Here is a 12,100-nt window from a genome sequence, read left to right as displayed (position 1 = left end):
CCCGAGGAAGCTAAGCCATGACCGGCACCGGCATCATCGACCAGTTCCTTGAGACATTCACCCGCTATATCGACAACGGTTTTGGTCTCTTGGGTGGCGACGTCGGATACCTCGCGACAACGCTTGCCACCGTCGACATCACGCTTGCAGCCTTATTCTGGAGTTGGGGTCCGGACGAGGACATCATCGCGCGTCTCGTCAAGAAAACGCTGTTCGTTGGGGTCTTCGCGTATCTGATTGGCAATTGGAACAACCTCGCACGGATCGTCTTCGAGAGCTTTGCCGGCCTCGGGCTGAAAGCCTCCGGCTCGAGCCTCTCCGCGTCAGACTTCCTGCGGCCGGGAAAGATCGCCCAAGTCGGGCTCGATGCCGGAAGGCCGATGCTGGATTCGATCTCGAACCTGATGGGCTACATCAGCTTCTTCGAGAATTTCGTGCAGATCGTCGTGCTCCTGTTCGCATGGATCGTGGTTCTGCTGGCCGTCTTCATTCTGGCCATCCAGCTCTTCGTCACGCTGATCGAGTTCAAGCTGACGACGCTGGCCGGCTTTGTACTCATTCCCTTTGGCTTGTTTGGCAAGACGGCCTTCGCGGCGGAGCGGGTCCTCGGCAACGTCATATCGTCCGGGATCAAGGTTTTGGTCCTGGCCGTCATCGTGGGCATTGGCTCAACCTTGTTCTCACAGTTCACCGCTGGCTTTGGCGGCGCGCAGCCCACAATCGAAGATGCGATGACGCTGGTGCTGGCAGCCCTGTCCTTGCTGGGTCTCGGTATCTTCGGTCCCGGAATCGCAAACGGCCTGGTATCGGGCGGACCGCAGCTCGGCGCCGGCGCCGCGATTGGGACGGGCCTTGCTGCCGGCGGCGTCGTTGCGGCAGGTGCCGGCCTTGCCGCCGGTGGCGCCGGTCTCGCTGGTGGTGCGCTCGCAGGTGCAGGGCGTGGTGGGGCTGCAATGGTGAGTGGCGCATCCGCGGCGTATCGAAGCGGCGGCCTTGCTGGCGTCGCGGAGGCCGGTGGGTCTGCTGCGATGAGCCCGTTACGTCGAGCCGCGGCTGCATTCGCCGGCAGCGGCCAAGCGAGTGAGCCAGCCGCGAGTACGTCCAGCGAGGGGCAGCCCGATTGGGCACGGCGCATCAAGCGCGCCCAGACTATTCGGCACGGCGCGTCGGCGGCCGGCCACGCGGTGCGCTCCGGCGATCGTGGCGGCAGCGGTTCTTCTGTCGATCTCTCCGAAGGAGAGCGCTGACAGCCAGGCGACCGCCAATCTGCCGCTCGGTCAGCAGCGGCATCAAACGGCGCACCGCGTCACTCGAAACCAATCACGCATCTCAGGGGCAGCATCCATGTTCAGACGACCTTCCGTTCACTACGGGCGCATGCCCGAACCGGTCACACCTTACCAAAAAGCAGCGCAAGTCTGGGACGAACGCATTGGATCGGCGCGCGTGCAGGCCAAGAATTGGCGATTGATGGCCTTCGGTTGCCTCATGCTCTCGGGCGGCCTGGCCGGTGGGCTCGTTTGGCAGTCAGCACAGGGATCGATCACCCCATGGGTCGTCGAGGTTGATCGTCTCGGCCAGGCCCAACGGGTTGCGCCAGCCAACATCGATTATCAGCCGACAGATGCTCAGATCGCCTACCATTTGGCGCGCTTTATCGAGGACGTCAGAGGCTTGCCGGCTGACGGCATCGTTCTGCGCCAGAACTGGCTGCGAGCCTATGACTTTACGACAGACCGTGGCGCGGCCGCGCTCAACGATTTTGCGCGCAACAACGATCCCTTTGCCAAGCTCGGCAAGGCGCAGATCTCCGTCGATGTCTCGAGCGTCATCCGTGCGTCTTCCGAGAGCTTCCGGGTCGCATGGACCCAACGCATTTACGAGAATGGCTCGCTGAGTGCGATCGAGCGCTGGACCGCGATTCTCACGGTGGCAATCGAAACGCCGCGCGATGCCGAACGCCTGCGCAAGAATCCCCTTGGCGTCTACGTCCGCGCCATCAACTGGTCAAAGGAGCTGGGGCAGTGATCAAGACGACGCGTGACACCTGTTCAAGACGTACCATGCAACACGGTAGGTTTGCCTCGAGGTCGTCCGAGTTCTTGGCTCTGAAGCGAGCTCTTCTGGCCGCCGTACTACTTTGCACGTCAGCGCTCGGCGGATGCGCGACCTACATTCCGCCGGAAATCAGCTATGACGCGGAGGTCCCGCCGTTGCCAGCTGTTCCAGCGGCACTCGATGAGCGACCTCAGCCGCTTCACGTTCCGCCGCTCTGGAAACCCGTTCTCGGCGGCAAGTTGGGGACCAAGGAAGAGGCTGAACCCGTGAGCCGCGTTGAGACCGCAAACAGCGCGGCGCGAGTCGAGCCGCGCAAAAGGGGATACTTTAACGCGGCGCAGATTTACGCCTTCAGCCCGGGGGCGCTCTACCAAGTCTACGCCGCTCCCGGACAGATTACGGACATCGCGCTGGAAGAGGGAGAGCAATTGACGGGATCCGGACCGATCGCGGCCGGAGATACCGTGCGCTGGGTCGTGGGAGATACTGAGAGCGGGAGCGGGGACACGCGCCGGGTCCACATCTTGGTGAAGCCGACCCGGGCCTCAATCGAGACGAATCTTGTCATCAACACGGACCGGCGCACCTACCTGATCGAGCTCCGCTCCCGCGAACGACCGTACATGCCATCCGTAGCCTGGTACTACCCGGAAACGGTTCGCGAACGATCGCGCTCAGTCGCCCTCAGACCGGTCATTCCAGATCCAGCGCAGCGTGTCTTTCGATACGCGATCGAGGGCGACAGGCCGCCTTGGCGGCCGCTCGCGGCGTATGACGACGGCCGAAAGGTCTATATCGAATTCCCGCAAGGGATTGTCCAGGGCGAGATGCCACCGCTGTTCGTCATCGGTCCTGACGGCAAGACCGAGCTCGTCAACTATCGCGCCTACGGCAATGTGCTGATCGTTGACCGGCTGTTTGCAGCCGCAGAACTGCGGCTCGGGGGTGAGCATCAGCAGAAGGTCAGAATTGTCCGGACTGACGGGAGGCCGTAGTCATGAGCGCACAGAACGAAAACAATTCCGACGGGGTCATTCCGCCGCAAATACCAGAAGAGCAATCCAGGAGCTTCCGCCTGCGAGCCGAACCTCCGCGGGTCACACGATTGTCCCGCAAGGTACTGGCGGGAGGGAGCGCGGTCGCCCTGCTGGTTATCGGGGGCGCCGTATTGTGGTCATTGCAAAGCAATCGCCCACGCAACCAGACGACCGACGAGCTCTATGGCACAGATCATCGCAATCTGGCTGACGGTATCGAGGCGCTGCCGAAGGATTACACTGGGGTCTCACGCCAAACCGTGCCGCAGCTTGGTCCGCCGCTCCCGGGCGACCTCGGTCGACCGATCCTGGCCGCTCAAGGCCAGTCGCCAACGACCGGCGGAGATCTGGAACAGCAACGCAGGGATCAAGAGAGCGAGGCAGCCCGTATCAGTCATCTGTTCGCTTCGACCAATGGGCGAGAAGTGCTTCCGCCCGGCGCTGTTGGAGGCGAGCGCGTCGTGCCGCCGAACGCAACGAGTACAGAGGATGGATCTACGCAAAACGCGCAGGACCGAAAACTTGCCTTTGTGAACGCTTCTGTGGACCGTCGCACGGTCAGCCCTGACCGCGTCAGCAGGCCCGCTTCACCCTACATTGTGCAGGCCGGGACGGTCATTCCGGGAGCACTGATCACCGGGATCAGGTCAGACCTCCCCGGCCAAGTCACGGCGCAAGTGACGGAGAATTTATATGACACGCCGACCGGCCGCTTTTTGCTCGTGCCTCAAGGAGCGAAGCTGATCGGCAGTTATGACAGTCAGGTTTCGTTTGGCCAGTCGCGAGTGTTGCTGGTCTGGACCCGGCTTATCATGCCGAACGGCCGCTCGATCGTTCTGGAGCGGCAGCCCGGTGCTGACGGCGCAGGCTACGCGGGGCTCGAAGACCAGGTCGACAATCATTGGGGTGAGCTGTTCAAGGCGGCAGCGCTGTCGACCGTCTTGGCTGTCGGGACAGAATTAGGTGCAGGCTCCGACACCAATAGCAACGACAGCGCGATCATCCAGGCGTTGCGGCATGGCGCCTCCGATTCACTAAACCAAGCTGGTCAGCAGGTGGTTCGGCGCAGCCTCAATGTTCAGCCGACGCTCACGATCCGTCCGGGATTTCCCGTCCGTGTGATCGTAAATCGCGATCTCATTCTAACGCCATACGAAAGGTAACAATTTGCCCAAGCTCAAAATCGGCGCTCTTCCAGACGACAAACCGGTCAGAATCACTGTTGCGCTTCCAGCGGCCGTGCATCGGGATCTCGTTGCCTACGCGGAGGCACTGGCGCTTGAATCTGAGCAGCGGATCGAGGCCGCCAAGCTAATTGGGCCGATGTTGGCTCGCTTTATGGCCACCGATAGAGGCTTCTCTCAGCTCAGGCGCAGCCGCCGACCTTCTCCCACGGGCGATGACAGATAGCTTCCGGTTAAAAGCTCCAGAAATCGTTGAAGCGCCGGATTGACGTTGCCCTCTCGCCAATGAGCATGAAAGCTTATACGGCTCGAGCCGGCACCGTCCTGTATCTCGCGATAGACCAAGCCGGCAAAGGTGGCGTCGACGTCGGACTCCATCACAAGGCTAATTCCGAGTCCTATACTGATCAGGCTCTTTATGACTGCCCGGCTCACATCGCGTCTTGCGACCTTCGGCCGATATTCGTCAGTTAACAGCTTGGAGACCAAAAGATCCTCGAGTTCGCTGTCCGGATCATGGTCGCTTAGGAGCACCGTTTGGTCGCGGAGATCTGTCCAGTCGATAATCTCACGCGCGGCCAAAGGATGGTCCTGAGGCAGCAGAACGAGAACACGCTCACTCCAGACCGGGAGTATCATGCCGTCCGGCAATGGTTTTTGTCGGGGAACGATCACAATATCGATAGTCCCATTCCGTAGCGCGCTCATGAGAAGGATGCGTGACCGCTCGACAGTTTCAATTGCGATATCGGGCGCTACGTTTTTGAAGTCGACTATGCTCGCTCTCAGATTTCCCGCGGAAATTGACGTGCAAAACCCTATCGACAGACGGCCAGCTTCGCCGCGGCCGCTCGATCGCGCAATAGCCGCGAGGACGTCGACCTGCTCGAGAAGCATCTGCGATATGCGCAGGACACTCCGACCCGCAAAGGTAGGCGCGACCCCTCCACTTGAACGCTCGAACAACGTCGCTCCTAGAAGGTGCTCAAGCTGGCTAATGGATCGGCTCAAAACCGAGTGGCGGACGGCCAGGAGTTCCGATGCCTGCCGGAAGCTCCCACAAGCTGCGGCAGCGATTGCATAGCGCAATTGACGCAGCTCAATGTGGGCCGATTGCGAAACATGAGCCATGTGTTCTAACTCACCCTCTAAACTAGATCGTTAAGGCCTCGAAAATTTGCCCTGCTACGCGGCCTTCACCGCAGGCTCCCAAAGCACCGGCGATTGCAATTTTCCTGCATTCCGCACGCGCGTCAGGCACTCCACGGATACCTCGAGGTAACCAGCAACTGCCTGGGTGTTGCCGAATCTTCGTGGTTGGCCGGTTCGGCGCAGGACCCATCCGGCACGACGCAAGATGCGTTCGATGCGCGTGTCCGTAACGGTGACGATATCCGTCAGATGTCGCGAAAGACCGAACTCGAGCATGCCGGCGAAGAGCTCGTAAGTTGCACTGGTCAAGCCATGCAGCGTCGTACGCGAGGCATCATCGAGGTCGAGCGCGAACCGGCTGCTTTCCCAAATTGAAGGACTTCCTTGGAAGGAATCCCCTTCCAGCAAGGCTGGAAATGCCTCGCTCAACATGGTCGGCCCCATAGACGGTAGCATTCGTACGCAGCCTTGAATGCGGTGGTCTCGCGCTCGCTGGATCAARTAGATGGGATGTAGTGCATCAAATTCATCTACCTCCATATCGCCACTGATTTCCACTTCCCATTGGAGGCGCTCTTTGAACACTCGATACCGAAGCCGATGCATCTCGGCGAGTTCTTCCGCAAATACTCCATAGAATTCGGGCGTGACGGCCTGYATCATGATGTGCCTCCAAAGACTGACGACGGTCTATTGAAGGACAAGCCTCATGAGCGCGCATCCTCCTCAACTAAGGAGGGTGACAGCTTCCAGCTACGTGATTCAAATGCCAGACTTCGCTGACGCGAGACGAGCGACCGCTTGGATTGTTGATCGAACGCCGAGCTTCGCCCTTGCATTTTGGAGATGAAATGCCACGGTATGATGAGAGATTCCCATGATTTGCCCGGTTTCCCAAGCCGATTTCCCTTCACTCGCCCATTCGAGGCATTGGGCTTCCCGTGGCGAGAGGGAAATACCATCAATCTCACATGGAGATACGATCTTGCGGCGCGCGTGGGCGTGAAAGTAGATCGCCATAGGCTGTAGAACGTCTACGTGCTTATGTACTGTGCGCTCGAACCTTGACCGCCGCTCATCGGCAGCAAAGGTGAGGGCCGCGATTGCTCCGCTGCTGTCGTGTATCGGAATCGTGAATCCGCAACGAATGCCGAAGCGAGCCGCTTCGTCGAATAGCTCACGTTCCATATCTGAGCTCGGGGTAGGTCCTACTCCTAAGCCCCAACTGAATGGACTTGGCTGACGCAGCGCTTGAACTATCACTGGATCGATCTTTTCATATTGCTTTCGCAAATAGTGTGAAGTCCACGTCGAAGGATAGCTCGAAATCAGTACCGCATCGGCGCTCGGAGCGCCTTGAATAGAAAGATAGGCGAAGCAGCGGAGATCGAGCGCCGCAGCAGTGTCGGCCATCCCTTCCCTCAGGTCCTCTGAATCTCGACTCTCGATGAGACGATCTACAAAAGCTTGAAGAACGACCCACACCGCATTTGCGCCCGTTTTGAAGGTGAATTGGCTGTGCCGGCGAGAGTGCGTTCCCCGAATGGCCGACAATTAGGCATTGTGTGCCCCCCGCCTCGTCCTTGTGAGGCATCCATCCGCACCAGTTCTCTCAACATAACCAGCGAGATCAGGAATGCCGAGCTAGCTTACGCCTGCTGCCTCCACTTCGAAAGCCTGACGCGCGATAGCGCGGATCCGGCAGTGCAAGCTCGTAAAGTGCGAGCGGGCGATTGGCAGGTCTCATGCATGCGACAACCTAGCGCCCGAGTCTGGAATCTCCAGCGCGGTGCCATTTTTCTAGCAGGCTCTTGAGGCTCGACATGATCGCAGGCCATCCCTGAGAGATGCCGTCTAGCAGCTTGCTGCCAAAGGCAAACCCTTGATGGGTCAGTGTCAGCTTGACAGCTTGCCATTCTGTTCCAGTGTGAACGCCACTGCCGATGGCTTCTCGTTCCGGTAAGCCTCATTGGTGACGTGCTTGAATAGAATCAACAGATCCGGACAGAACGTGCTAGGCCGCTCGCGCTTCAACTCTAATCTCTTTCCACCGGTACACCTCCGGAGGTTCTCTGAGCAGAGCATCCCGTTTTTTCACGTATTCCATGCGATAGTCACCATCTCGCACGTGCGCGTATTCGGCCGCATCCCGCCAACTTTCATAGAGCATGAAGACGTCTTCCTCGCTTACACTCCGGAGGACTGAAAAATAGAGCAGGCATGGCTCCTTTGACATACGATCAAGAAGCCAATTAAGCAGGATCGCCAGTTCATGACCTTTCCCGACCTTAGCTCGCAGGATGACGTGGTGGTTTACCTGATTCATCAGATTCCGTTCCTTTCTAAATATGAAACTCGTTCTTTGCTCTTTGGCTCGCGCGATCACCTTAGTGATTGACGGGCTTTCTCGCCGCATGGCCCTTTGCTACCGCACCGACGTTCAGTCGTTAGGCAAAGTAAGAAGAAGCTTTGCGGCTATGCAGCCGGACGCCCATGTACCGACTCCGTCAGGAAGGCGTAGCAAACGAATGCTGCGGCGATTGCGATCGTGACCGGGTACCACAGACCTGCATAGATATCGCCCGTCGCGGCGACAAGGGCGAATGCGACGCTGGGAAGCAACCCGCCTATCCAGCCGTTCCCGAGGTGATATGGCAGACTCAGCGAGGTATAGCGGACTCGACTTGGAAACAGATCTACGAGAGTAGCCGCGAGGGGACCATAAGCCATCGCCATCGGAATCTGCAGCACGACCAACAATAGGATCACGGCAGCATGGTTAAGTAGGCTCGCAGATGCTGGATGCGTCAGGTTGGCCAAAGTCGCGGCGTGGGCCAGCTCGGCGCGAAACCGCGCAACGGCAGACGCTGCAGGAGCAGTAAAGAAGTCTCTGGTTGGATCGAGTTCGGCCGAAGGCGCGACGAGCACGGTGTCCCCGAGCGTGATTGTTGTCGGCGCGCCGGTCGCGGCCGAGACGGTTTTATAGGGGATGAACATTTGTGAGAGAGCGCGCTTCGCGATATCACAAGGAGAACGGTAGTCGGTCTCCCGCGCGATCGGATTGGCCTGAAACGTGCATGTAGCTGCATCCGTTGCAATGGTCACGTCGATTGCTGCCTGAGCCCGAGCAAGATCGATGTTGCTCATTGTCAGCAGGGCCGGAAAAATCGCGAAACTGATCGCCGCCGACAAGGCGAAACCGGAGACGATCAGGACCTTCCGGCCGACATAGTCTGACAGGGCGCCGAAGATGACGAACAGCGGCGTGCCGATCGTCAGTGCAACAGCCAGCAACAGCGTTGCCACCGTCGGATCGACCTTCGCTGACGTCGTCAGGAAGAAGAAGCTGTAAAGTTGACCGACATAGCCGACAACTGCGGCCCCCGCACACAACACAAAAGCGAGGAAGACGGCTGCTGCGTTCCCCCTGTTCGAGAATGCTTCTATCACTGGAGCGCCGGATGTGCGCCCCTCCGCTTTTAGCTGCTGGAAGACTGGCGATTCGGAAAGCCGAAGGCGCGACCACGCTGAAACCATGAGCAGCACCGCAGAGGCCAGGAACGGTATGCGCCAGCCGAAACGCTGGAACATGTCTTCACCAAGAGACAACCTGACGCCGAAGATGACAAGGAGAGAAAGCACCAGGCCCAACGTAGCCGTCGTCTGAATCCATGATGTATAGAGGCCCCGTTTGCCCGGCAAGGCATGCTCAGCGACGTAGACGGCAGCTCCGCCATACTCGCCCCCGATCGCCAGCCCTTGCAACAGCCGCAGTGTGATCAGGCAGACTGGCGCAACAATGCCCGCCTGCGGGTAGGTTGGTATCAATCCAACGAGGAAGGTCGCCGATCCCATGATGAGAATTGTGGCAAGAAACGTATACTTCCGACCGACGGTGTCCCCAAGCCGGCCAAAGATCACGGCACCAATAGGGCGTACGATAAAACCAGCAGCGAAGGCTAGAAGCGCGAATATGTAGCCGGCCGTCGGGTCGAGGTCCGAAAAGAAGCTCTTTGCTATGACGCCGGCTAACGAGCCGAAAAGAAAGAAATCGTACCATTCGAAGATCGTACCAGTTGTTGCTGCAAAGATGATCTTACGATGCTCACGAGAGATACCCCGCGGCGACGGAGTCACCACTACTTCGGCCGCCGACGAGGCAGCAATAGTCCCACCAATCATGTCGTCCTCCCTATGCTTTTCATTTTATCGCTTCGCGGTTGCGGTCTCCCCCTCAGCAGCTCGCAGCGCTATGCGAATGCGAATGAGATTTGTCCTAGCGGACCATAGTCGGCTGTGAATTGATCGCCACACCTTGCTGGAATTGCGCGCGTGAACGAGCCGGACAGAACGGTCTCTCCTGCCTCCAATTTTTCACCAAAGGTGCTCAACTTTGCGGCCAACCATGCAACGCCCCTTGCGGGATGATCGAGCACACCGGCGGCGACACCGGTCTCCTCTACGACGTCATTGCGAATGAGGAGAGCAGGAAGCCAACGCAAATCGAATTCATGGGGTGCCGCTCGTCGCCCGCCCCTAACGACGCCTGCACAGGCCGCGAAGTCGGCGATGGTATCGATGACGGTGCGAGGCGTCTGCTGCTCTCGATCGAGCTGCTCGATGCGGGCGTCGATGATCTCGACCATTGGCTGCACGTACTCAGTCGCGCTCAGAACCTCGGAGATTGTAAGATGTGATCCTGCAAGCGGCCGCGCCAGGACGAATCCTAATTCAACTTCCACACGCGGAAGAATGAAATCCTTCATCAACAGATCACCGGCGTCGAGAAACATGTCCTCAAGCAGTGGAGCGAAATCTGGCTCGTCAATCAGCGCAACTTGCTGCATCGCGCGTGACGTAAGGCCGATCTTGTGTCCCACGACACGCCGACCTTGCTCCAACCTCAGCTGCAGCCACTCGCGCTGGATCTTGTACGCATCGGAAATGACCAATTCAGGAAACTGGCGAGACAATTGCCTGATCTGTTGTCTGGACGTGCGGGCAGTCTCGAGCGACGAGGCGATCGCCCTTGCTTCCTGCTCGCTCAGCACGCCCGGCAGGGGGCCGGCAAGTCCGGGGTGGCGGGGAGATGTCCTAGACACGTTCACAACCCGTAGCCGGCCGCATCGACCTGATGCCCAAAATAATCGCTATTATAGTATTCGGCCTGGTTCGGCGCATTTTCGCCGGCAAAGCCCAGCTCGCAAAGCCATCCCGAGGGATTAGCGAGATAAAAGCTTAGCGCCCGGTCATTCGCGTGACGGCCGAGGCGCAGCGGAATCGGGATATTGCGGGTGGTGGCGAGATCGAGTGCAATTCCGAGATCGTTGAGATCGGTGTATTCGATCATCAGATGATTGATGGCCTTGACACCGTTGCCGCCGCTGAACCCGAGTGAGTGCTCGCGGTCGTTACAATGCATGAAGATCGTCTTCGCGGTGACGCCGTCGGCACGGATACGCTTGTACTCAACGCCCCCCGTCATTCCCAGTAGCCGATAGAACCGAGTGGCTGCCAACGGATCGGGCTGACGAAGGAAGCAATGACCAAGACCGGCGTTGCGGGTAACGAACTTACCGTGCATAGGGCGGCCGGGGTGAAAAGGCCGTTTGGTCTCGATCTCCGGGCCGTAAAATATCTCGGTCTGGATGCCGGCAGGGTCCATAAGCTTCAGTAAACCGAGTACGTGGCGCTCCTGCGCCTCCTCCTCGCTTCCTGGCCGGAAGCTGATGTTGTTTTCGCGCAACACCTCGGCCAACGCCTCGAGATCCTCTTCTCGCGCGACGCGCCAGCCGAGATAAAGGAGATCATCGGCAGCGCCTGGCATGATCGCGATGCGGTGATGATGATTATCGAGTCGCAGAAAGGTCGTCCTGTTATCGGGCGCATCGTCACGGACTTCCATTCCGACGATGCCGCCGGCATAGGCTTTCCAAGCCTCCACGTCGCTGACGCTCAGCCCGAGATAGCCGAGCTCCGTTACCCCTGCCATGTTGCACTCCTGTTGATCTTATTGGTCGGCGAAGAAACGAGTGACCACATTGTTGAAGTCGTCGGCTCGATCGAGATGGCTCCAATGCCCGCAGCGGGCGAAGATGTGCAGCTCGGAATCCTCGATGATTTCGTGGAAATGCAAGCTCGTGGCTATTGGCACAATCCGGTCGTCACGTCCGTGCAGGAGCAGGAATGGATGTGCGATCTTGCGCAGAGCTTCATCAGGAGTAACTAGCGCCGCGACACGCTCCTCGCGCGGACCGGGGAACAGGCGTGGCTGACGCTCTCGCTGCTCGGGGCGCTGCGCAGTGTGCAAGCGTATTGCGACCATATCGTCAGAAATTTGTGCTGGATCGAAGGTGAAATTGCACAATACTGCGCGCATCGCGGCTGCCGAGAGCTCGCCGCTCCACCCGGATCCAAACGCTGGAGGCACTCGAAAGGGCGTACCAACAGATCCCATCAAAGCAACGCGGCGGATGCGTGCAGGAAACCGCACTGTTGCTGCCAGCGCCACGGCGCCGCCAAAGGAATTGCCGAGTAGATGGGCTCGCTCTATGCCAAGCGAGTCCATGAACGCGATGAGATGCTCGACCCAGTACTCGAGACTGTAGCTTGCGTCCTCTGGCGGCTCCGAGAACCCGAAGCCGGCGAGATCGGGGGCCAGGCAGCGGA

General features: G+C 59.0%; 13 protein-coding genes. 5 read left to right on the top strand and 8 right to left on the bottom strand.

All coding sequences use genetic code 11. The features are described 5' to 3' along the window. The first annotated feature begins 17 nt into the window (after positions 1-17). The 5 genes from trbL to AC1D00_RS09040 all read left to right on the top strand — a co-directional run bounded on the left by trbL (position 18) and on the right by AC1D00_RS09040 (position 4,505). The gene (gene trbL / locus AC1D00_RS09060) at positions 18-1,247 is read left to right on the top strand and encodes a P-type conjugative transfer protein TrbL (RefSeq protein WP_477010430.1); all 1,230 of its coding nucleotides are present in this window, start codon (positions 18-20) and stop codon (positions 1,245-1,247) included. 97 nt (positions 1,248-1,344) lie between these two features. Further along, positions 1,345-2,028 (top strand): conjugal transfer protein TrbF, encoded by a 684-nt coding sequence (gene trbF, locus AC1D00_RS09055; RefSeq protein ID WP_477010431.1) that lies wholly within the window; start codon positions 1,345-1,347, stop codon positions 2,026-2,028. Further along, positions 2,025-3,053, top strand: coding sequence for a P-type conjugative transfer protein TrbG (gene trbG / locus AC1D00_RS09050; protein ID WP_477010429.1), 1,029 nt, complete (start codon positions 2,025-2,027; stop codon positions 3,051-3,053). Before trbF ends, trbG begins: the two co-directional genes overlap by 4 nt. Before the next feature lie 2 nt (positions 3,054-3,055). Beyond that, positions 3,056-4,258 carry a TraB/TrbI/VirB10 family type IV secretion system protein gene (locus AC1D00_RS09045; RefSeq protein WP_477010428.1) on the top strand — a complete coding sequence of 401 codons (1,203 nt, stop codon included), beginning with the start codon at positions 3,056-3,058 and terminating at the stop codon, positions 4,256-4,258. A 4-nt stretch (positions 4,259-4,262) separates the two neighbouring features. Then, entirely contained in the window at positions 4,263-4,505 is a 243-nt protein-coding gene (locus AC1D00_RS09040) for a DUF2274 domain-containing protein (protein ID WP_477010427.1), read from the top strand. Here the strand turns inward: AC1D00_RS09040 and AC1D00_RS09035 are convergent. The 8 genes from AC1D00_RS09035 to AC1D00_RS09000 all read right to left on the bottom strand — a co-directional run. Continuing rightward, entirely contained in the window at positions 4,457-5,410 is a 954-nt protein-coding gene (locus tag AC1D00_RS09035) for a LysR family transcriptional regulator (protein ID WP_477010426.1), read from the bottom strand. The two genes, AC1D00_RS09040 and AC1D00_RS09035, sit on opposite strands and share 49 nt — an antisense overlap. A 54-nt stretch (positions 5,411-5,464) precedes the next feature. Continuing rightward, complete coding sequence (locus tag AC1D00_RS09030; RefSeq protein WP_477010425.1) at positions 5,465-6,094, bottom strand: acyl-homoserine-lactone synthase; 630 nt, start codon at positions 6,092-6,094, stop codon at positions 5,465-5,467. A gap of 99 nt (positions 6,095-6,193) precedes the next feature. Continuing rightward, complete coding sequence (locus AC1D00_RS09025) at positions 6,194-6,916, bottom strand: helix-turn-helix transcriptional regulator (protein ID WP_477010424.1); 723 nt, start codon at positions 6,914-6,916, stop codon at positions 6,194-6,196. A gap of 529 nt (positions 6,917-7,445) precedes the next feature. Then, positions 7,446-7,757, bottom strand: a complete 312-nt coding sequence (locus AC1D00_RS09020; protein ID WP_477010423.1) for a putative quinol monooxygenase — start codon at positions 7,755-7,757, stop codon at positions 7,446-7,448. 149 nt (positions 7,758-7,906) lie between these two features. After that, positions 7,907-9,613, bottom strand: a complete 1,707-nt coding sequence (locus AC1D00_RS09015; RefSeq protein ID WP_477010422.1) for an MFS transporter — start codon at positions 9,611-9,613, stop codon at positions 7,907-7,909. Positions 9,614-9,681: 68 nt separating this feature from the next. Continuing rightward, on the bottom strand, positions 9,682-10,482 hold the full coding sequence (gene hpaH / locus AC1D00_RS09010; protein ID WP_477010421.1) for a 2-oxo-hept-4-ene-1,7-dioate hydratase: 801 nt from the start codon (positions 10,480-10,482) through the stop codon (positions 9,682-9,684). A 53-nt stretch (positions 10,483-10,535) separates the two neighbouring features. Then, a complete protein-coding gene (locus AC1D00_RS09005) occupies positions 10,536-11,423 on the bottom strand; it encodes a VOC family protein (RefSeq protein WP_477010420.1) in 888 nt (295 codons plus the stop codon). Positions 11,424-11,441: 18 nt separating this feature from the next. Further along, on the bottom strand, positions 11,442-12,100 hold a 659-nt coding region (locus tag AC1D00_RS09000), incomplete at its 5' end, for an alpha/beta fold hydrolase (protein ID WP_477010419.1).

The organism is Bradyrhizobium sp. P2_E8 (assembly GCF_056403875.1).
This window is presented reverse-complemented; position numbering and strand designations above follow the sequence as displayed.